General features: G+C 72.8%; 19 protein-coding genes and 2 tRNA genes. 4 read left to right on the plus strand and 17 right to left on the minus strand.

Going from position 1 to position 20740, the window contains the following annotated elements; genetic code table 11:
* Both V3T34_RS02910 and V3T34_RS02915 read right to left on the minus strand, forming a co-directional pair.
* On the minus strand, positions 1 to 1040 hold a 1040-nt coding region (locus V3T34_RS02910; RefSeq protein ID WP_305079092.1), incomplete at its 3' end, for an MASE1 domain-containing protein.
* A 258-nt stretch (positions 1041 to 1298) separates the two neighbouring features.
* On the minus strand, positions 1299 to 1520 hold the full coding sequence (locus V3T34_RS02915) for a hypothetical protein (protein WP_060847723.1): 222 nt from the start codon (positions 1518 to 1520) through the stop codon (positions 1299 to 1301).
* A 449-nt stretch (positions 1521 to 1969) separates the two neighbouring features.
* Here V3T34_RS02915 and V3T34_RS02920 point away from each other — a divergent pair, with 449 nt between their 5' ends.
* Positions 1970 to 3658 (plus strand): methyl-accepting chemotaxis protein, encoded by a 1689-nt coding sequence (locus V3T34_RS02920; protein WP_305079091.1) that lies wholly within the window; start codon positions 1970 to 1972, stop codon positions 3656 to 3658.
* A gap of 60 nt (positions 3659 to 3718) precedes the next feature.
* Here V3T34_RS02920 and V3T34_RS02925 read toward each other — a convergent pair whose 3' ends face one another.
* From V3T34_RS02925 to V3T34_RS02980, 12 genes are all read right to left on the minus strand, one after another.
* Positions 3719 to 4570 (minus strand): metallophosphoesterase, encoded by an 852-nt coding sequence (locus tag V3T34_RS02925; protein WP_305079090.1) that lies wholly within the window; start codon positions 4568 to 4570, stop codon positions 3719 to 3721.
* Positions 4571 to 4572: 2 nt separating this feature from the next.
* A complete protein-coding gene (locus tag V3T34_RS02930; protein WP_305079089.1) occupies positions 4573 to 5610 on the minus strand; it encodes a DNA polymerase III subunit delta' in 1038 nt (345 codons plus the stop codon).
* Positions 5600 to 6322 carry a dTMP kinase gene (tmk, locus tag V3T34_RS02935; RefSeq protein ID WP_244533314.1) on the minus strand — a complete coding sequence of 241 codons (723 nt, stop codon included), beginning with the start codon at positions 6320 to 6322 and terminating at the stop codon, positions 5600 to 5602. The genes V3T34_RS02930 and tmk overlap by 11 nt, the downstream gene beginning before the upstream one ends.
* Complete coding sequence (locus V3T34_RS02940; RefSeq protein ID WP_060847726.1) at positions 6319 to 7488, minus strand: D-alanyl-D-alanine carboxypeptidase family protein; 1170 nt, start codon at positions 7486 to 7488, stop codon at positions 6319 to 6321. The genes tmk and V3T34_RS02940 overlap by 4 nt, the downstream gene beginning before the upstream one ends.
* A 408-nt stretch (positions 7489 to 7896) precedes the next feature.
* Positions 7897 to 9201, minus strand: a complete 1305-nt coding sequence (locus tag V3T34_RS02945; RefSeq protein ID WP_305079088.1) for a septal ring lytic transglycosylase RlpA family protein — start codon at positions 9199 to 9201, stop codon at positions 7897 to 7899.
* A gap of 249 nt (positions 9202 to 9450) precedes the next feature.
* Positions 9451 to 10188 carry a DUF2459 domain-containing protein gene (locus V3T34_RS02950; protein ID WP_305079087.1) on the minus strand — a complete coding sequence of 246 codons (738 nt, stop codon included), beginning with the start codon at positions 10186 to 10188 and terminating at the stop codon, positions 9451 to 9453.
* Between the two features lie 4 nt (positions 10189 to 10192).
* A complete protein-coding gene (locus V3T34_RS02955; RefSeq protein ID WP_305079086.1) occupies positions 10193 to 10444 on the minus strand; it encodes a DUF2283 domain-containing protein in 252 nt (83 codons plus the stop codon).
* A 187-nt stretch (positions 10445 to 10631) separates the two neighbouring features.
* Complete coding sequence (locus V3T34_RS02960) at positions 10632 to 13343, minus strand: valine--tRNA ligase (protein ID WP_305079085.1); 2712 nt, start codon at positions 13341 to 13343, stop codon at positions 10632 to 10634.
* Positions 13344 to 13517: 174 nt separating this feature from the next.
* The gene (locus V3T34_RS02965) at positions 13518 to 14144 is read right to left on the minus strand and encodes a PopZ family protein (protein WP_175539855.1); all 627 of its coding nucleotides are present in this window, start codon (positions 14142 to 14144) and stop codon (positions 13518 to 13520) included.
* Between the two features lie 140 nt (positions 14145 to 14284).
* Positions 14285 to 15655: a TolC family outer membrane protein gene (locus V3T34_RS02970; protein ID WP_175539864.1), complete on the minus strand. Its 1371-nt coding sequence runs from the start codon at positions 15653 to 15655 to the stop codon at positions 14285 to 14287.
* Positions 15656 to 16287: 632 nt separating this feature from the next.
* A complete protein-coding gene (locus V3T34_RS02975; RefSeq protein ID WP_060847732.1) occupies positions 16288 to 16941 on the minus strand; it encodes a protein-L-isoaspartate O-methyltransferase family protein in 654 nt (217 codons plus the stop codon).
* Between the two features lie 166 nt (positions 16942 to 17107).
* A tRNA-Cys gene (locus tag V3T34_RS02980) sits at positions 17108 to 17181 on the minus strand.
* Positions 17182 to 17426: 245 nt separating this feature from the next.
* On the opposite strand from V3T34_RS02980, the gene V3T34_RS02985 reads away from it, so the two are divergent.
* Together V3T34_RS02985 and V3T34_RS02990 are read left to right on the plus strand one after the other, a co-directional pair.
* Positions 17427 to 17502: transfer RNA gene (locus tag V3T34_RS02985), tRNA-Asn, on the plus strand.
* Positions 17503 to 17717: 215 nt separating this feature from the next.
* Positions 17718 to 17894 carry a DUF1328 domain-containing protein gene (locus tag V3T34_RS02990; RefSeq protein WP_048431004.1) on the plus strand — a complete coding sequence of 59 codons (177 nt, stop codon included), beginning with the start codon at positions 17718 to 17720 and terminating at the stop codon, positions 17892 to 17894.
* 116 nt (positions 17895 to 18010) lie between these two features.
* Here V3T34_RS02990 and V3T34_RS02995 read toward each other — a convergent pair whose 3' ends face one another.
* Positions 18011 to 18247, minus strand: a complete 237-nt coding sequence (locus V3T34_RS02995) for a hypothetical protein (protein ID WP_305079084.1) — start codon at positions 18245 to 18247, stop codon at positions 18011 to 18013.
* A 452-nt stretch (positions 18248 to 18699) separates the two neighbouring features.
* Between V3T34_RS02995 and sseA the strand changes: the two genes are divergently transcribed.
* Entirely contained in the window at positions 18700 to 19542 is an 843-nt protein-coding gene (gene sseA / locus V3T34_RS03000) for a 3-mercaptopyruvate sulfurtransferase (RefSeq protein ID WP_305079083.1), read from the plus strand.
* A 28-nt stretch (positions 19543 to 19570) separates the two neighbouring features.
* On the opposite strand, the gene V3T34_RS03005 is transcribed toward sseA, so the two are convergent.
* Complete coding sequence (locus tag V3T34_RS03005) at positions 19571 to 19786, minus strand: DUF1289 domain-containing protein (protein WP_060847735.1); 216 nt, start codon at positions 19784 to 19786, stop codon at positions 19571 to 19573.
* 121 nt (positions 19787 to 19907) lie between these two features.
* Positions 19908 to 20738: an amino acid ABC transporter ATP-binding protein gene (locus V3T34_RS03010; protein WP_060847736.1), complete on the minus strand. Its 831-nt coding sequence runs from the start codon at positions 20736 to 20738 to the stop codon at positions 19908 to 19910.
* Positions 20739 to 20740 lie beyond the last annotated feature (2 nt).

Here is a 20740-nt window from a genome sequence, read left to right on the forward strand (position 1 = left end):
TCGATCGCGACCAGGCTCGGGACCGCCCGGGGATCCCGCATCGCCGCCAGGGCCGTCTCGCGGAAGGCAGTGCGGTTGAGCACGCCGGTCAGGCCGTCGGTGGCGGCGATCCGCGCCAGCTCGGCCCGCTGCGCCCGCAGGGCCTCGGCGCTCCGCGACAGGGAGCGGAGGTTCCTGCCCTGCGCCGTGAGCGCCGCCGCCACCGGCAGGCAGGTGAGCAGCAGGACGGCCAGGAAGGCGTGCAGCAGGGTGGCCTGCTCGTGCGGGTCGGGCGTGACCGCGGCGATCGGGCCCTGGCCGCGCAGGGTCGCGACCGTGCCGATCACCGCGATGACCGCCACGGCGGCCTTCGTGCCGAGCCGCCCGACCCGGAACGTCGCCAGCATCGCGGGACCGAACAGCACGAACAGCAGCGACCGCTCGGCCACGCAGAACACCCCGCAGGCGGTCGCGGCGACGAGCCCCTGCAGCCCGAGCGCCTCGGCGCGCCGGCTCCAGTCCTTGCCGGTCAGGCACCGCCGGTAGTCGCCGCGCAGCAGCGCGAAGAGGAACGGCGTGAACACCAGGAGGCCGAGGCCGTTGCCGGTGACCCAGCTGCCGAAGGCGACCCTCGGGTCCCGCCCGGACACCAGCGAGGCGACCGCCGCGCCGCCGAGCCCGCTGAGCGCCGGGGCGACCAGGCCGCAGACCAGGATGAAGCGCCCGACGACGGAGGGCGCGACCAGCACGTCCTCGCCGTTCAGGACGGGCCGCAGGAGGCGGGCGGCGATCCAGGCCTCGGCGACGTGGCAGAGGCCGTCGAGGAACGGGGTGGGGCCGACGCCCCGCATCGCCAGCCCCGTCGCCACGTTGGCCAGGTAGCCGACGGCGAGCAGCCTTCCCCAGCCGTCCGGGCGGCGGTCGAGCAGCGCGGCGAGGAGGACGGCGTTGGCCGGCCACACCGCCGCCAAGCCCTGCCCGTCGCCGGTGAGGCGGATCGTGCCGGCGGAAAGGACGGCGTAGAGGAGGCCGACGATGCACTCTGCCTGTCTGGCTGTCACGGAGGGTCCCATCCGGCTCGACGCCCGCCGCCCAGCGGCGGACCTAACGTCAGTCGGCTGCCATGATGGTCGAGTCGTTGATGGTGGGATAACGGGACGTGGAAAAATCTCGCGACTGCGCGCGATCATGGACTATTTGGCGAGTGAGATGATGGTCGCACAGGAGAGATCGACGTGTCGATCGATCGATCGTCCAGTTTTTTTCCATCATTTCCTTGCGTGAGATCCAGCCGAGGGGCACCGCACCGCGTCCCGGCGTCATCCGCCCGCCCTCACCCGCCGGCACTGCGTCTTGAGGTAGGCGGTCTGCCCGATACCGGCCCGGACCTCGGAGCGGGCGATGATCTCCTGCCAGCCGGTGGCGCAGCCGATCTCGCTCGCGACCCGGGTCTTGAACACGTCGGTGGCGTTCGCCTCCTCGCACTCCTGCACCGGGACCGTGTTGGCGCAGATCAGCACCACCGCCAGGAATCCGTTCATCGTCCCCTCCTCCTGCCCGAGACGAGAGATGATGGGGCCCGGCGGGGTCGAGAAAAGCTGGATATTTGGCCGGGTCTATCTCGGCGGTCTGCCAAATGTTCGATCGGGAGCTTTCGTGCGACGCGGCGCCTTGTAAAGGAATGTCGAGGATCGCGTGGCGGCCCCCGTCCCTCTGCGTCAAGGCGAACGCTCCGCATTCGACCCCGAGTTGTCGTCAGCGCGCGAATACCTTCGAGGCCACAGGTGTTCGTTCTTGGCGTTCGGAAATGATGCCTCGCCGGCCGTCGTTAAGCTATGCATTGTCGACATATAGATCAATATCGACGATATTTGATCGCGATGGCGAATTCGCCAAATATAATTGCAATTTCAGCAATGGATTTACATTTTATTAATAATCGTTGAATAACCGAGGCTGGATAATTAACTTTTTATCGGAGCCGCAATCCATGCGCCTGGATCGTATTTCCATTCGCACCAAATTGGTTTTTTCTTTCGCCTGCGTGCTGCTGTTCGTTCTGGCGGTCGGTGCCGCAGGCTGGAGCGGCATCTCGTCGCTCAGCCACTCGCTGTCCCAAATCGGTCGAAACAGCCTGCCCAGCGTCGCGACCGCCGCCTCCCTGCGTGCGGCTGCCATCGACGTGCGCGTCAGCGTCGTCAACCACATCCTCTATACGGACGTGGAGCGGATGACGTACGAGGAGGGCGCCCTGGCAAAGAAGATCGCGGTCGTCGCCACTCTCGGCGACGCCTATGCCCGGCTGATCGGCTTGCCGGGGGAGAGGGAACTCTTCGAGGCGTTTCGATCGAACTGGACGCAGTTCCTCGACAAGCTGCCCGTCGTGGTGACCCTGTCTCGCAACGGCGACAAGTCGCGCGCGTTCACGGAAAACGTGACGGTCGTGCGTCCGAGCATCAAGGCCGCGGCGGAGGCCCTGGACGCCATCGTGTCCATGAACGAAGCCGCCGCCGGTGCCACGGTCGCGGCCAGCGAGCGTGCGGTGGCGACGGCCCACACGATCATGACGGCGATCGGCGCGGCGGCCGTGGGCCTGACGCTTCTCGTGACGGCGCTCATCATCGGCAGCATCGCGCGGGGGATCGGCGCCATCGTGCGGCCGATGCAGGCGCTCGCCTCCGGCGACCTCTCGGTGACGGTTCCGCACCGGGGACAGCGGACCGAGATCGGCACGATCGCCGACGCCGTGCAGGTGTTCAAGGGCGGCCTCGTGCGGATGAAGACGCTGGAAGCGGAAGCCGCGCAGGCGCGGCTCGCGGCGGAGGAGCATCGCAAGCGCGTCATGCGGGAGATGGCTGACGGGTTCGAGGCGGCGGTGGGCGGCGTGATCGGCATGGTGTCGTCCTCGGCGACCGAGCTGCAGGCGACGGCGCAGCAGCTGACGTCGACGGCGAGCCAGACGGCCAGCCAGTCGAACGCCGTCGCCGCCGCCGCCGAGGAGGCCGCCTCCAACGTCAGCACCGTCGCCGCCGCGACCGAGGAGCTGGGCTCCTCGGTGCAGGAGATCGGCCGGCAGGTCGACGGCTCGGCGGACCTCGCCCGGCGGGCGGTGGCGGAGGCCGATCACGCCGGTACGCAGGTGCAGGAGCTGAGCGCGGCGGTCGCGCGGATCGGCGACGTGGTGGGGCTGATCTCGACCATCGCCGGGCAGACCAACCTCTTGGCGCTCAACGCGACGATCGAGGCCGCCCGGGCCGGGCCGGCCGGCAAGGGCTTCGCCGTCGTCGCCTCCGAGGTGAAGGCCCTGGCGGAGCAGACCGCCCGGGCCACGAACGACATTTCCGGGCAGATCTCCCAGGTCCAGACCTCGACCGGGCAGGCGGTGGCCTCGATCGGCGGGATCACCGGGCGCATCCGCGAGATCAGCGCCGTCGCCACCTCGATCGCCGCGGCGGTGGAGCAGCAGGGCGCGGCGACCCGGGAGATCGTCCGCAACGTCGCCCAGGCGGCCCAGGGCACCGGCGAGGTGACGGGCAACATCGCCGGCGTGGCCGGCGCCGCCGACGAGACCGGTGCGGCGGCGAGCCAGGTGCTCGGGGCGGCCTCCGAATTGTCGCGCCAGTCGGAGCACCTCACCTCCGAGGTCGCCCACTTCCTCGCCACCGTCCGCGCGGCCTGACCCGACCGCATCGGCGGTCGCGCGGTCGGCGCCTTTCGCCCCCGCCCCGCCTCCGGTCCTTCAGGCCGGAACCTCCACCACCAGCCCCGGATCGAAGCTCGCGCCCTCGACCGGGTTGGCGAGGCAGCGGGTGCCGTGGAGCGCGAGGTCGTGGGCGGCGTGGAAGTGGCCGGAGATCCAGAGCTTTGGCCGGTGGACCGCCGGCAGATCGGCGAGGAGCGTGGTGGCGTAGAAGGCCGGGACCCACCAGGGCACGCCGGGGGCATCGCGAAAACGGTCGGCGGATTCCGCGATCGGCGGGTGGTGGGTCACCGCGACGGTCGGGCCGGGATGGGGCCGCGCGAGCGCCGCGCCCAGTGCCGCCCGGTCGGCGGCATGGGCCGCCATCGCGGCGCGCGGCGACCAGGGCGTGCCGTCGGCAAGCCGGATCGCCCGGTATTCCCGCGAGCCGGTCGCCGGATCGGTCATGCGGGCCTCCGCGTAGGCGACCGGGTCGTCGGGGCGGTCCGGCGTGTCGGGCGCGAGCCAGCGCCCGGCGAGCGCCCAGTCGCTCCACAAGGTGGCGCCGACGAGGCGCACGCCGTCGATCACTCGGGCGTCCCCGGCCTGGAGCAGCATCACCCGCTCGCGGCCGGCGGCGGCGTTCTCCGCCGCGACCGCCGCCGCCAGCGCCGCCAGCAGCTCGGGGGCGGTGCGGGGATCGCCGGCGGGCGCGTAGCGCTCGTGGTTGCCCGGCACCCACACCACCGGCCGCTCGCCGGCGAGCTGCAGGAGCGCGGCGAGCCCCCGCTCCGGCTGTCCCTCCCAGACGTCGCCGGCGCAGACCAGGAGGTCGAAGTCCCGGGCCGGGGCCGGCACCGCCGCGAGCGGCCGGCGCTCGAGATGCAGGTCGGAGAGCGGAAAGAGCCGCATCCTCAGGCGCCGAACAGCGACAGCACCACCGGCCGCCGGTCGAGGTTGTAGACCTGCGCCTCCCGGGCGGCCTTCGCGGCGCGCTCGGCGGCGTCGGCGAGCGCCGCGAGGCGGGCCGGCGGCTCGCCCTGGCGGCGCTCGATCTCGGCGGCGAGCCGGCGCTGCACCGCGTCGAGGGCGGTGGCGTAGAGGGCGTCGGCGTCGCGGCCGGCGAGCCGTTCGGCGAGCTTCAGGGCGCGGCGCCAGTCCGGCCGGTCGCCCTGGTCCATCAGGGCCTCGACCTCGTCCACCACGCCGATCGTGTCGGGATCGAGGAGCTCGATCGCGCGGGCGACCGAGCCCTCGCTCAAGCCGGCGGCCCGGTCGATCAGCTCCGGCGGCCGCGTCGCATGCGGGGCGCCGAGGCCGCGCAGCACCTGCGCCACCGCCCCGGTCGGCAGCGGCTTGAGGGCGAGGCGCCGGCAGCGCGAGCGGATGGTCGGCAGGAGGCGCCCGGGGGCGTGGCTGACGATCAGGAACAGCGAGCGCGGCGGCGGCTCCTCAATCACCTTCAGGAGGGCGTTGGCGCTGGCGAGATTCAGCTCGTCGGCGCAATCGACGATGCAGATCCGGTAGCCGGCATCGGCCGAGGTCGCCGAGAACAGGTGGAGCGCGCGGCGCGCCGCGTCGACGCCGATCTGGGTCGGGATCGTCTTGGCCCCCGGCGCCTTCTGGCGGCGCAGGAGCACGAGGTTGGGATGCGCCAGCCCGGCGACCTGGCGGGCGACCGTGTGGCCGGGGGGCAGCGCCAGGGTGTCGGGCGTGCCCGCGCTGTCGCCCCGCGCCAGGAGGTGGCGGGCGACCCGGAAGGCGAGCGTCGCCTTACCGATGCCCTTCGGCCCGCCGATGAGCCAGGCATGGTGCAGCCGCCCGGCGCCGATCGCCTCCCGGAAGGCGCGCTCGGCCGCCTCCTGGCCGAGCAGGTCATGGCGGTCGCGCGGGCGCGGCACGCCCGGGACATCGCCGATCTCGGCCTCGTCGTCGCGCAGCTCAGGCGGCATCGGAGACCCCCGGGGCGAGGTGCGGCAGCCGCGCCGCGACCGCCGCGCGGACCGCCTGCGCGACGGCATCGGGCGGCGCTTGCGCGTCGATCACGACGCAGCGCCCCGGCTCGGCCTCGGCGATGGCGCGGAAGGCGGCCCGCAGGCGCTGGTGGAACTCCAGGGCCTCGGCCTCGAACCGGTCCGGCGTGACGGCGGCGGCGCGGTCGCGCTGGCGGGCGCGGGCGAGCCCGATCTCCGGGGGCAGGTCGAGGATCAGGGTCAGGTCCGGCCGGGTCGGACCGACCACCACCCGCTCCAGGGCGGCGAGCGTCTCGGGCTCGAGGCCGCCGGCCGCGCCCTGGTAGGCCCGGGTCGAGTCGCTGAAGCGGTCGCAGAGCACCACGGCGCCGCGCGCGAGGCTCGGGCGGATCAGGGTCGCGAGGTGGTCGAGGCGGGCGGCGGCGAACATCAGCGCCTCGGCGAAGGGGCCGTGGGGCTTGGCGATGCCGGAGAGCACCGCGGCGCGGATCCGCTCGGCCCGGGGCGAGCCGCCGGGCTCGCGGGTGGTCACCACCTCGCGGGGCCCCCGGTCCGGGCCGGCCCGCAGCCAGGCGGCGAGCCGCGTGATCTGGGTCGACTTGCCGGCGCCCTCGCCGCCCTCGAAGGTGATGAAGCCGCCGGGGCGCGCCAGCACCTCGGCGGGAGCCCCGGTCACGATCGTCCCGGTCACGACTTGCTGGTGATCCGGCTGAGGGCCTGGCGGAACCAGCCGGTGCCGACCTCGAGCGCCGCGTCGAGGGCGCGCTGGGTCATGGTGCCGGCGGGCACGGCCTCGGCGGTGTAGAGCGGCATGTCGAGCACCACCTGCTCGCCGCGGGTGACCTTGAGCCGGCCGACCTCGCGGCCCTCCTCCACCGGCGCGGTCAGCGGGCCCTGGTAGGTGGCGCGCGCCACCAGCCGGTCGCCGTTGCCGCGCGGCAGCATCAAGCGCACCGGCTTCCTGGTGACGAGGGCGACCCGGCCCTTCTCGGCCCCGAAGGTCTCGGCCTCCGCCACGGTCTCGCCGGCGTTGAAGATCTGGCGCGCCTCGAAGGCGCGAAAGCCCCACTCGATCAGCTTGCGGGCTTCCGCGGCGCGGTCGCGGGCGGTCTTGAGGCCGCTCACCACCAGAACCAGGCGCTGGCCGTTCTGCACCGCCGAGCCGGTCAGGCCGTAGCCGGATTCCTCGAGGTAGCCGGTCTTCAGCCCGTCGGCGCCGATGTCGAGGGTGAGGAGCGGGTTGCGGTTCTGCTGGCGGATCTTGTTCCAGGTGAACTCGCGCTCGGAAAAGAGCTTGTAGTTCTCCGGGTAGGTCTCGATCAGGTGGATGGCGAGCTTCGCCATGTCCCGGGCCGTGACCTTCTGGTCGGGCGCCGAGTAGCCGGTGGCGTTGCGGAAGGTCGAGCGCTCGAGCCCGATCTCCTTCGCGTGCCGGTTCATGATCTGGGAAAAATTGTCCTCGGTGCCGGCGACGCCCTCGGCCGCGGCGATGGCCGCGTCGTTGCCGGACTGGACCACGATGCCGCGCAGGAGGTCGGGCAGCTTCACCTTGCTGTTGAGCTGGGCGAACATCGACGAGCCGCCGCCGCCCGCGCCGCCGCGGCGCCAGGCATTCTCGCTGATCGTGAACTCGGTGTCGGGGCCGAGCTTGCCCTTGCGCATCTCGTCGAAGAGCACCTCGACGGTCATCAGCTTGGCCATGCTGGCCGGCGAGAACGGCTCGTCGGCGCCCTTCTCGAACAGGATCGCGCCGGTATCGGCGTCGATCAGGATGGCGTGCGGGGCCAGCGTCTGGAAGGCCTGCGCCCAGGCACCGGACGCCGCGACGGTGATCCCGAGGGCGGCCGCGAGGGCCATGCCCGCGGCGCGGCGCGTCAGCGCCCTGCCCGCTCCGGTGGTCGCTCTCACACGCATCCCCTACCGCTCGAAACCCCGGCCGTCCGGGAGACCCGCCGCACTCTGCCGTCCCGCTCGCGCCCACGCAACCGCGGCTGTGCCGCAGTGCGGGATGGGGAACCGTTTTGGAGATGGATTCGGGCCTGGATGCCGTTCATCCGGCTCCGCCGCCCCTGCAACCTGCGACCTCATCCAGAGGCGTTGGCCGATCGAAAATCGGCCGACCTCGAAGGAGGGCTCCGGGGATCTCGGAGGCTTCTGGAATCTCGGAGGCTTCTGGAGGCCTCCTTCGAGGTCAGTCGATCATCGATCGACCGACACCTCAGGATGAGGTCGCGAGAAGGATGCCCGCGCTCACGAGGACTGCCCTCAATACATCCCCGCGACCTTCGAGCGCGGCGGCATCCCGGGCTTGCGGCCGGTGTTCTTGGTGTCGCCCTTGGCGTCCTCCCGGTCGCCCTTCTGGGCGCCGGCGAGGCGCAGCGGCGGCGCGATCGGGAGCGGGCCCGTCCTGGGGGCGGCCTTGGCGATGACGGTCGTCTTCGCGGGCTTGCCCCCGGCCGGCAGCGCGGCGGCGTGCATGACCTGCGCCAGCGAGGCGCGGTCCGGCGCCGGGTGGCCCGCGAAGGCGAGCGCCTGGCTCGGGGCGGCGGGCCTGTGGGCCGGGGCAGCCGCCGCCTTGGGCGCGCGCGCCGCGGCGAGGCCGGGATTCAGGCCCTCGACGGCGGCGACGCGCACCGGCGCCGGCGCCCGGGGCGCCTCGGCGATCCTGACCGGCGCCGGCGCGTGCGCGGACGCGCGGACGGGGACCACGCGGGCGGGGGCCTGGCGGCGGATCTCGGGTTCGTCCTCGACGGCCTGTGCCGAGGCGAGCTGCACGGGTGCGACGACCCGCGGCTTCTCGACGATCGGGCGCACCGGCTCCGGCTCGGGCTGGCGGAACGCGAAGGGCTTCGCGTCGTCGCCCGCATCCGCCACCATGATGTTGGCGCCCATCGGCGAGCCGGCGGGCGTGCCGTCGGTGCGCAGGGTCGCCATCAGCTTGCGGTCGTCGCTGCCGCCGACCGAGGCCTTACCGACATACTCGACCCGGACCTTGGTGGTGCCGCGGCGGCGGAAGTCGAGCGCCTCGGCCACCGCCTGCGACACGTCCATCAGGCGGTCGGCGTGGTAGGGCCCGCGGTCGTTGACCCGCACCACCATCGAGTGGCCGTTCTGCAGGTTCGTGACCCGGGCGTAGCTCGGCAGCGGCAGGGTCGGGTGCGCGGCGGCGACCGAGAAGCGGTCGAAGATCTCGCCGTTGGCGGTCTGTCGGCCGTGGAAGGCGGTGCCGTACCAGGAGGCCAGGCCCTCGCGCACGTAGCCCCGCGCGTCCTGGCGCGGCACGTAGGTGCGGCCGGCCACCACGTAGGGCTTGCCGGTCATCTGCCGGCCGCCGCCCTTGGGAATCCTGTCGTTCTCGCCGTAGAGGCGCGGGCTCGCGGCGACGCCGTATTTCGGGTCGATCTCGCGCCCGCCGCTCTTCAGCGCGAGGGTCTTGGGCGTCGGCCCGGCGCAGTTGGCCGCGGCGAGCGCGATTCCCGCCACCAGGGCCCACTTGACGACCGGCACAGGCCGGAGGGCCCCCCGCTCCGTCTCCGGACGCGGAGTACCGCTCTTCGAAGATCCCGCCATCGACCCCTCGGATCCCGCGCCGCCGTCGAGGAAGGCTCACCCGTTCCGGGGAGCGGACCCCACGGCCGCACAGGGTTACGCTGCACTTGGAAAGCGACCCTGCCGGCCCTGCGTAAACGAAAGCGTAACGACGGCTCTCGCGCGAGTCCCGTCCACATCCGTCCACAGCGGAACCCGGTCCTCGGCGGGACTACCGGCGAGGCCGGGCCCCGCGCTGCGGCGCGCCGCGAGGCGCCACCCGGTCGATCCTCAGGGCGCGCCGGCGCGCCAGGCCAGATCGAGGGCGAGGCCCCGCGGCAGGGTATCGAGGAGCGGCGTCACCGGCAGGCCAGCGGCGTGCAGGAGCCCGGCGCTCCAGTGGTTGCAGACGTGGAGAAGGCCGAAGCGCCCTTCCGCTTCGTAGAACAGGCTCGGTCCGTAGAGCCCCGGCCCCGCCTCGACCGGGCGGCCGTCCCGCAGGGTGAAGGCGGCGGCGAGCGCTGCGGCGAGACGCCCGAACCCGGCCCGCGACAGGTGCAGGGTCACGGTCCCGGCGCCGCGCAGCGCGTCCTCGTCCGCGATCCCGACGACGTGCAGCACCGCCGGGCGTCCGCCCGGGGTGAACAGGGCGGCGAGCGCCAGGCGCCAGTCGAGGGCGTCGAGCGTCGGCACGGCGCGGTAGAAGCCGGCATCGCCCCAGCCGATCTCGAGCGCCGGATAGGCGCCGAAGCGCTCGGTCACCCCGACGAGGGCGCCGGCTCCCGCCTCGGCCGCCGCCCGGGCCAGCGCCTCGCGCGGCAGCAGCAGACCGGAATGCCAGGCATTGGCGACGAGCCGCACCGTGACCGTCTCCGCGCCGGGTGCCGGCGGGTAGAGGGCGGGATCCCCCGCCTTCGCGGTGAGCCAGGCCGCCAAGACGAGGCCGAGGCCGAGGCCGGCGGCGAGGACGAGGCCGAGCGAGGCGGCGTACCGCACGGAGCGCGGGAGGAGGCGCCGGCGGCGCGCCATGCCGTCAGGCCGCCTCGACCAGCCGCCGCAGCTCCCGGTCGATCGCCGGGGGCGCCGAGGATGCGGCGAGGATCTCGATTCCCGCGGCGGTCCCGGCGGCGTCGTAGGCGACGCGCCAGCCCGGCCGGACCTCCCGGCTCGCCACCGCCTCCGCATCGCCGAAGCGGACGGACAGCATGTCGGTCCGGGTGTCGTAGCGGCCGGTCACCGGGCGGGACGGGGCGGGAGCGGAGGGGGAGACGGGGGGGCGGCTCATGCGTGTGGGGAGGTTTCGGGGGGAGGCTTCGGGGTCGCCGGCGCGAGGCGTCGTCGCCCCACGCGCCTGCGCCCGATCCTCGGGTCGGGCACCGCGTGGACGTTCCTCTCCCCGAACGGACTCTCGGCTTCGGCGTGTTCGGCGCCGGTGCGGGCAGCGGCCCGCACCGGATCCCGTGTCGTCGGAATCAGCCCTGCAGCCGGGTCAGGGCGTCCCGCACCTTCTCGCGCCGCGCGATGGCGGCGTCGCGGCGCTCGCGCTGCTCCTCCACCACCTCCTCGGGGGCGCGGGCGAGGAAGTCGGCGTTGCCGAGCTTGGCGTCGATCTTCCCGATCTCGCCGTCGAGCTTGGCATCCTCCTTCTTCAGCCGCGCCACCTCGGCGGCGAGGTCGACCACGCCTTCGAGCGGCAGGGCCGCGACCTCGCCGCGCACGATCAGCTGCACGGCGTTGCGCGGGCTCGTCCCCACGGTGTCGATCGAGGCGATGCGGCCGAGCCGCCGCACGGTGTCGCCCCAGCGCGCCACGCGCTCGCGCACCGCCTCGCTTGGCGCCACCAGCACCAGGGGGATCTGGGCGCCGGCCGGCACGTTCGTCTCCGAGCGGGCCGAGCGGATCTCCGACACGAGGTCGACGACCCAGCCGATCTCGGCCTCCGCCTCGGGACGCGCGAGCCCGCCGAGGTCCGGCCAGGCGGCGAGCGCCAGGAGCGGACGTGTGATGCCGGCCTCGCGCGCCTTCGTCGCCCACAGCTCCTCGGTGAGGAACGGCATGAACGGGTGCAGCAGCACGCAGATCTGGTCGATGATGTAGGCGATGGTCCGGCGCGTCTCGTCCTTCGCCGGCCCGTCCTCGCCCTGGAGCACGGGCTTGGCCAGCTCCAGGTACCAGTCGCAGAACACGTTCCAGACGAAGCGGTAGGCGGCGTTGGCGGCGTCGTTGAAGCGGTAGGCCTCGATCGCCCCGGTCACCTCGGCGACGGCCCGGGCGGCCTCGCCGAGCGCCCAGGCGTTCAGGGTCTGGGTCGCGCTCCCGGGCGCGAAGGCGGGATCGAGCCGGCAGCCGTTCATCTCGGCGAAGCGCGCGGCGTTCCAGAGCTTGGTCGCGAAGTTGCGATATCCCTCAACGCGTTGCACCGAGAGCTTGATGTCGCGTCCCTGCGCCGCCATGGCCGCGAGGGTGAAGCGCAGGGCGTCGGCGCCGTAGCGGTCGACGAGGTCGAGGGGATCGACCACGTTGCCCTTCGACTTCGACATCTTGGCGCCCTTCTCGTCGCGGACGAGGGCGTGGATGTAGATCGTGCGGAACGGCACTTCGTCGAGTGCATGAAGACCGAGCATCATCATCCTGGCAACCCAGAAGAAAATGATGTCGAAGCCCGTCACCAGCGCGCTGGTCGGGTAGTAGCGGGCGAGTTCGGGAGTCTGCTCCGGCCAGCCCAGCGTCGAGAACGGCCACAGGCCGGACGAGAACCAGGTGTCGAGCACGTCCTCGTCGCGGCGCAAGGCGACCGGACGGCCGTGCTTCTCGGCGGCCTGGGCGAGAGCCTCCTCCTCGCTGCTCGCGACGAAGCAGTTCCCCTCCGGGTCGTACCAGGCCGGGATCTGGTGGCCCCACCACAGCTGGCGCGAGATGCACCAGGGCTCGATGTTCTCGAGCCACTGGAAATAGGTCTTCTCGTAGGTCTCGGGCACGAAGCGGGTGCGGCCGTCGCGCACCGCCTGCAGCGCCCGCTCGGCCAGCGGCTTGACGTTCACGTACCACTGGTCGGTGAGGTAGGGCTCGATCACCACGCCCGAGCGGTCGCCGTGCGGGACCGCATGGGTGTTGGGCTCGATCGCCACCAGCCGGCCGCGCTCCTCCATGAGCGCGACGACCTTGGCGCGGGCCTCGAACCGGTCGAGGCCGTGCAGCGCCAGCGCCTCGGGCTCCGGGCTCGACCCTTCCAGGAAGTCCGCATTGCCCTCGAGGCTTATGCGGGCTTCCTCATCCAGGATGTTGATTTGCGCCAGCCAGTGCCGGCGGCCGACCTCGAAGTCGTTGAAGTCGTGCGCCGGGGTGATCTTGACCGCGCCGGTGCCCTTCTCGGGATCCGAGTACTCGTCGGCGACGATTCCGATCAGGCGGCCGACGAGCGGCAGGCGAAGCCGCTTGCCGACGAGCGCCCGGTAGCGCTCGTCCTCCGGATGCACCGCCACCGCGGTGTCGCCCAGCATGGTCTCGGGCCGGGTGGTGGCGACCGTGATGGTCTCACCGGTCTCGCGGCCCTCCTCGTCCACCACCGGATAGGCGAAGTGCCAGAGATGGCCCTTCAGCTCGACCTGCTGCACCTCGAGGTCGGAGATCGCGGTCTGGAACTTCGGGTCCCAGTTCACCAGGCGCTTGTCGCGGTAGATCAGGCCTTGCGCGTGCAGGTCGACGAAGACCTTCAGGACGGCCTTCGACAGGCCCTCGTCCATGGTGAAGCGCTCGCGCGACCAGTCGCAGGAGGCGCCGAGCCGCTTGAGCTGGTTGACGATGGTGCCGCCGGATTCCGCCTTCCACTCCCAGACCCGGCGGACGAATTCCGGCCGGCCGAGCGTACGCCGGTCGGGCTGCTGCTGCTCGGCGAGGCGGCGCTCCACCACCATCTGGGTCGCGATGCCGGCGTGGTCGGTGCCGGGCTGCCACAGCACGTCCTTGCCGCGCAGGCGCTCGAAGCGGGCGAGCACGTCCTGGAGCGTGTTGTTGAGGGCGTGGCCCATATGCAGCGAGCCCGTCACGTTGGGCGGCGGGATCATGATGCTGTAGGGCTCGGCGCCGGCCCGGTCGGGGCGGCCGGCCCGGAAGGCCTGCGCCTCCTCCCATTCGGCGGCGATGCGCGCCTCGACGGCGGCGGGATCGAAGGTCTTGTCCATCATCGCGGGAAGCAGCCACTCGCCCGGCGCCCGAGGCGCATCCCGTCCGGCGGGACGCGCGCCCCGCGGGCGCCGTCAGAAACGAAACAAGGCCGGCCGCGCGAGCGACCGGCCCCCGAGCCCGCTTTCAAGCGGACCCGCGCCGTTCCGTCAACTGGCCCGCCCGGGCGGGGGCGTTCAGCGCCCGCGGGCGACGCGCTCGATCTCGGCGCGCACCAGGCGCTCGACCATGACCGGCAGGTTGTCGTCGAGCCAGGACTTCAGCATCGGGCGCAGCATGTCCTGCACCAGGTCCTCGATGGTGCGGGCGTTGCGGGTCAGCACCGTGTTGGCGAGGAGGTCGAAGGCGTGGCTGACCGTGGCGTCGGTCGCCTGCGACAGGAGCCGCTCCTCGACCGCCGGCGGCACGGGCGGTGCGGGCGGCGGCGGGGCCGCGGCCCGGGGGGGCTCCGGGGGCGGAGGCGGCGGCGCGGGCTCCGGCTCGATCTCGATCGCGTCGAAATCCATCGGCTCGTCGCGGAACTCGATCTCGCCCAGCGCATCGAAGGGGTCGATATTCGGCTCGGGGGCCTTCTCGACCGCCTTGGCGACCGGCTCGGGCTTCGGGACCGGGATCGCGACCTCGGCGAGGTCGAGCACGTCCTCCTCCGGCTCGGGATCCGGCACCGCCGTCGGCTTCGATCCGGCGGCGGGGGGCTCGCCCGGCTTCTGGTCGTCGGCGATGATGCGGCGGATCGAGGCGAGGATCTCCTCCATCGAGGGTTCCTGCGTCTTGTCCTGCGTCTTGGGGCTCGCGGCGCTCATCGGGCTCAACGCTCGAGGTCGGAGGGGGGAGGATCGGGTGGGTCAGAGTACGCAGCGGAGGCCGTCCCGCACAAGCGAAGCGGTCCCCGACTCACACGCAAAAAGGCATCGGCCGGGACGGGCCGCGGCGACCCGGGGGCCTAGCGGCCGTCCGGGGTGCGCACACCGTACCAGAGATCCTTGACCTGATCGTAATGCTGCTTGGCGCTGTACTGTGCCACCGGCACCGCGATGAAGCGGGTGGTGAGGCGGCCGACGGTCTGCACCACCTGGTAGGAGCCGATCACCCGGTCGCGCTGGGCGGCGATCAGGCTGACGCGGGCGCTGAGCAGCTCCTGCTGGGCGTTCAGCACGTCGAGGGTGGTGCGCTGGCCGACCCGGGCCTCCTCGCGCACGCCGTTCAGGGCCACCTCGTTGGCCTGGACCTGGGCCTGCGAGGCGATGACGCGGGCCTTGGCGGCCTCGAGCGCCCCCCAGGCGGTGACGATGCCGGCGCGGACCTGGTCGCGGGTCAGCTCGGCCTGGAGCCGGGCCTGGCCGACCTGCTCCTTGGCCTGGCGGATCTGCGCGTACTCGGCGCCGCCCTGGTAGAGCGGGACGGTGAGCTGGCCGACGATCGAGCCCTGGAAGAAGCGTGTGTTGGCGATCTGCTGGTCGAAGACCTGGGCGGCGTTGCCGGTCACGCTGACCGTCGGGTAGAGCGACGATTCGGCGATCTTGACCTGGGCCTCGGCGGCGTCGACCGAGTGGAGGGCCGAGAGGATCGCCGGGTGCTCGACGAGGCCGATCTCGACCGCCGCCGTCAGGGTCCCGGGCACGAAGCGGTCGATCGGCCGGCCGGGGGCGAGCTGGCGCGGCTCGACGCCGATCACCTGCCGGTAGGTCGCGATGCTGGTGCGCAGGTTGGCCTCGGCCAGGCTGACCTGGGCCCGGGCGCCGGCGAGGCGCGCCTCGGCCTGGGCGACGTCGGTGCGGGTGACCTCGCCGACGTTGAAGCGGTCGCGGGTCTGGCGGAGCTGCTCCTCCAGCACCTCGACGTTGTTGCGGTTGAGCTCCAGCGTGGCGGTGTCGGCCAGCACGGACATGTAGGCCTGCGCCGCCGAGAACAGCGTCGTCATCTCGGTGTTGCGCAGGGTCTCCCGGCCGCCCAGCACCTGCGACTCGGCCTGGCGGGTCTGGTTGTCGGTGCGAAAGCCGTTGAACAGCGTCTGGCTGACCGAGAGGCCGGCGGTGCCCGGCACCAGGGTCTGCTCCGACGCGCGCCCGATCGCCCCGGCGCCGCCCTCCGCCAGCGCGGCCGCGCCGAGCTTGCCGGAGACGTGGCTGACGCCGACGCTCGCCGAGGCGCTGACCGTCGGGCGGTAGCCCGCCAGCGCCCGCGGCACGTTCTCGTCGTTGGCGCGCTGGCCGGCGCGCTGCGCGTTGAGCGTCGGGTTGCCCGCATAGGCCCGCGCGAGCGCGCTATCCAGGGTTTCCGCGGTCGCGCCCTGGCCCGCCATGGCGAGGGCCATGGCGGCGAAGCCGCCCAGCCGTAGCCCGCGGAACGCCCGAGTTCCTGTGTCCGTCACGCCTGTCTACCCTGTGCGGCTAGCTCACGATGACCGGCCCTGCGCCGTTGGGCGGCGGAGCCGATTCGCCATCTCGCTGTGCCCACCTCGAGGGAGACCTTAACCGAGGGCGGTTCCCGGGGCACGGCCCCCGCGGCGCCGATGGCTCTGTTTGCCCGGCACTGCCGCAAAAAAGCGACAGGTTCCCCCAGGCAGAAATCCTCGACGGACATCCCGGGGGCCTGCGGCGAGCCCGCCCGCATCCCCGATCGTCATGCGGCGGGGACCGACCGGATCGTGTCGGGTTTTGGTAAAGGAAGCGTTTCGGTGTGCGGTAGCGCACGGGAGCCCGCCGGCTCGCACCGGGTCTGCGGCCGCCGCGTCCCCGCCGTGCCGGACGGAGTCGGCCCGCGCCGGGAGGCGCGTCGTGCGAAATCAGACGGAGCGGTCGCAGCGCGGATTTCGGCTTCGCTCGAGCGCCGCGCCGGCTGACGACACGAGATCCGGAAGCGATCGTCCGGATCTCCCGTCATACGCTTGCGACCGCTCGCGCGGCGACGGCCGCGCGAGCGGTCCCGCGAGGCGGACAACCGGGCTCAGAACGCGAAGCCGGCCTCGACCGCGAAGGCGCGCAGCGGCGGCAGCGTGGCGTCGAAGAGCGGGCGCGAGCCGAAGGCGTCGCCCGAGCGCACCCACAGGGTCGCCTTGGCCGGGCGGCCCTGCCCCTGGACGCAGGCGAGGCGCCCGCCATCGGCGAGCTGGTCGAGCAGGACCTGCGGGCGCCGCTCGACCTGGCCCTCGACCAGGATCGCCGCGTAGGGAGCGTGGCCCGGCGCGCCCGTCTCGAGCGGGCCGGCCTCAACGGTGACGCCCTCGCCCAGCCGCTCGCGCGCAGCGGCGGCGAGGCCGGGGAGCGACTCGAGGGCGACCACCTCGACGCCGAGGCGGCGCAGCACCGCGGCGCCGTAGCCGAGGCCCGTGCCGACGTCGAGGACGCGGTCGCCGGGCTTGAGGGCCAGCGCCTGGATCAGCCGCGCCAGCACCATCGGGGCCGGCATGAAGCGGGTCTCGCCGTCCTCGGCGCCGACCGCCTGGGGCTGGTCGATATAGGCGAAGGCTTCCCGGTCCGCCGGCATGAACCGCTCGCGCGGGACGGCGTCGAACGCGTCGAGGAGCGCGATGTCGGTCACGTCGAACGTCCGGAGCTGGCAATCGACCATGAGGCGGCGCGCTTGCGCGTAGTCGAGCATGAACGTCTCTGGAGAGCTTGAGCGACGGCCAAGCCGCGACGGTCAAGCCGCCGGGCGACGCGGTTGTGGTGGATCGCCGGCCAAAAGGCAAGGATCCGGGCGGCACGGCGCACGGGGGTGCACTGCGCCGGGTCGAACGATGTCTCGGAAGAACAAGGAGAATGGATGGAGGCCTCGCCCGGAATCGAACCGGGGTGCAAGGATTTGCAGTCCTCTGCGTAACCACTCCGCCACGAGGCCATCCGGGCCGGTTCGCAACCGACGATCGGGCGGGCCGGATCCGATCCGGTGCGCCGTCTCCCCGGCATCGGGCGGACGACCCGGGGACGAGGGGTCATTAGCAGGACCCGGCCCGGCTCCGCAACAGGGTCCTGCCGCAAAACCGCGGCCGGCGGCGACGAAATGGAGCCGGCTCGCGAAAATCCGATCCGACCCGGAAAATCCCTTGCGCGCCCTGCCCGGCTTGGGTAGTGCTCCCGCCGCGATCCCCGATAGCTCAGTTGGTAGAGCAGGCGACTGTTAATCGCCTTGTCGCAGGTTCGAGTCCTGCTCGGGGAGCCACTCCCTTCCGCACAGCGTTGAACGGCATGCGCGCCGCCCGTCCGGGGCCGGCGCCGTCTCGCGTGGTGCGGGGCACACGGACAGCCTCCGGCTTTCATCCGAAAAAATCGACGGAACCTGTCGCCCGGTCCATCAGTTTCTCGTTCAACTTGCTGCAACGCTTCACAGCACGGCGCCGCGAAGCAATCAGGCAGCGATTGACACGGGAGTTTCCAATGATCGGCTGGGCAATCACCTTCCTCGTCGTCGCCCTCGTCGCGGCTCTGCTGGGTTTCGGCGGCATCGCCGGTACCGCCATGGAGGCGGCCAAGATCGTGTTCTTCGTGGCGATCGTGCTGTTCGCCGTTTCGGCCATCTTCGGCCTGATGCGCGGCCGCTCGCCCCGGATCTGACGCGGGACGACCGGCGGGCCGCGACGGCCCGCCCCTCGCGAACGAGGCGGTCCTTCGGGGCCGCCTTTTTCTTTGGCGGCCCTCTCCTGTCGTCGGCGGGTGTCCTCGGCGGGACCTCAGGCCTCGGCGAGGCGCAGGACCGCCCCGGCCGGCCGCGGCATCGGATGCGGACGGGCCCGGCGCGGCACCAACCGGTGCACCGTGGCCGAGGGCGGCTCGGCGGGCGGCGCGAGCCGCGCGGCGCGGGCGGCACGCCAGTCGGCGAGCAGGATCGCCGCCGCCAGGTAGCCGAGGGACGACACCACCACTCCATCGGGACGGATCGGCGGTTCGAAGCGGGCCGTCGCCTTCATCGCAAAGCCTCCCTGCCGCGCCCAGCGCGGTTGTCGCGCCCGGCGCGGTGTCGCGACGGTGCGCGGATCGGCCGAGGCGGCGGCCCCGCGGCGCCGGGATCGGCGCGACGACCCGGGGATCGGTCCGGCGCAGATCGGTCCGTCGCCCGGGGCGGGCGGGCCAGGCAGCCCTCGGAGTCTCACCGCCTGGCCCGTCGACCACGCCCGGCCGTGCAAGGGAGAGTGGACACGGCGGGTGCAGTGGATGCTACGTCGCAAACGCCGTGCCAGGTGTGGCGAGGCGGGGGACGTTCCCCTCGCCCGCCGCCTCGCCCGATTCGGCGGCGGCGGCGCCCGGAAAGCGAGCACGTTGCCCCGGACGGGTCCGACGCTCTACCTATGGGTGAGACGGGTCTCGCGGCCCGATCCTGCAGGAACGGGCCCGCGCGGCCCCGCTTCGGAGACAGACTGGCATGTCGATCGGCCCCTTCGTCACGGTGGACTGGCTCGCAGAGCGGCTCGCGGCGCCCGACATCGTCGTGGTCGACGGCTCCTGGTACCTGCCGGCGATGGGCCGGGACGCCGAGGCCGAGTTCCGCGCCGCGCACATCCCGGGGGCGATCCGTTTCGACATCGACGCGGTGCGCGACGAGGCAAGCGCCCTGCCCCACATGCTGCCCTCGCCGGAGGCCTTCGCCTCGCGGATGCGCCAGATGGGCATCGGCGACGGCATGACGGTCGTGGTCTATGACGGGATGGGCCTGTTCTCCGCCCCGCGGGTGCGCTGGACCCTGAAGGCCTTCGGCGCCCGCGAGGTCGCGGTGCTGGAGGGCGGCCTGCCGGCCTGGGTGGCGGGCGGGCACCCGGTCGAGGAGGGCGAAGCGCGCCCGCGCGACCGGCGCCACTTCACCGCCCGGCTCGACCACTCGGCGGTCGCCAATGTCGGCGACGTGCAGCGGGCGCTGGCCGGCTCGGCCCAGGTGGTCGATGCCCGCTCGGCCGCCCGCTTCGCCGGCGAGGAGGCCGAGCCGCGCCCCGGCGTGCGGCCGGGCCACATGCCGGGTGCCCTCAACCTGCATTACGCGGCCCTGCAGGAGAACGGCCGGCTCAAGGACGAGGCCGCGTTGCGCGAGGCGGTCGCCCAGGCCGGCATCGACCTCGACCGCCCGGTGGTCGCCACCTGCGGCTCGGGCGTGACCGCGGCGATCGTCGGCATCGCCCTCGAGCGCCTCGGCCGCCCGCCGCGCTCGCTCTACGACGGCTCGTGGTCGGAATGGGGCGCGCGCGAGGACCTGCCGGTCGCGACCGGGCGGTGATCGGTCGCCGGCGCCGGGCCCCGGGGCATCAGGCGCCCCGGGACCGTCCGCCCGGCTCGGGGTCGCCGGGCGGCGGTCCCAGCTGCTGCATCCGGCGCGGCAGCTCGCGCAGGAGCGCGGTGCGCCGGTAGGGCGTGAGCTTCCGCCACGCCTTGATCTCCGGCACGGTGCGGCCGCAGCCCAGGCACCAGCCGGTCCTGCCGTCCCACGCACAGACCCCCGTGCAGGGATCGTCCTTCTTCATCGCAGGGCATCTCCGTGCCGCCACGCTCGACGCGGCGGCCGACGGGAGGTCCCTACCGGGCCCGTGCCGGAAAGGCACCCGCGATCGGGGGCGGGCCTGCGCCCCGCGCAGGCCCGGGTCCTCAATGCAGGATCTGGCTCAGGAACAGCCGGGTCCGCTCGTGCTCCGGCGCGCGGAAGAACGCCTCGGGGGTGTTCGATTCGACGATCTGGCCCTCGTCCATGAAGATCACCCGGTCGGCGACCTGGCGGGCAAAGCCCATCTCGTGGGTGACGCACAGCATGGTCATGCCCTCGTCGGCCAGGCCCACCATGGTGTCGAGCACCTCCTTGACCATCTCGGGATCGAGCGCCGAGGTCGGCTCGTCGAACAGCATGATCTTGGGCGCCATGCACAGCGAACGGGCGATGGCGACGCGCTGCTGCTGGCCGCCGGAGAGCTGGCCCGGATACTTGTGCGCCTGGTTGGGGATCTTCACCCGGGTCAGGTAGCGCATGGCGACCGCCTCGGCCTCGGCCTTCGGCATCTTCTTCACCCAGATCGGCGCCAGCGTGCAGTTCTCGAGCACGGTCAGGTGAGGAAACAGGTTGAAGTGCTGGAACACCATGCCGACCTCGCGGCGGATCTCGTCGATCCGCTTGAGGTCGTTGGTGAGCTCGATCCCGTCGACGACGATGCGGCCGGCCTGGTGCTCCTCCAGGCGGTTGATGCAGCGGATCAGGGTCGACTTGCCCGAGCCCGAGGGGCCGCAGATCACGATCCGCTCGCCCTTGCGCACGGTGAGATCGACGTCGCGAAGCACATGGAAGGCGCCGTACCACTTGTTGACCCGCTCCAGCGACACCGCGGTCGGCGCGCTGGCGAGCCGCGCCGCCGAGGTGTTGCGGGGCGCGAGATCCGGGTCGGTCTCCGGCAGGAGGACGGGGGTGCCGGGGGCGGGAGAGGAAGCCATGG

The organism is Methylobacterium ajmalii, assembly GCF_036448855.1.
GTDB classification, from domain to species: Bacteria; Pseudomonadota; Alphaproteobacteria; order Rhizobiales; family Beijerinckiaceae; genus Methylobacterium; species Methylobacterium ajmalii.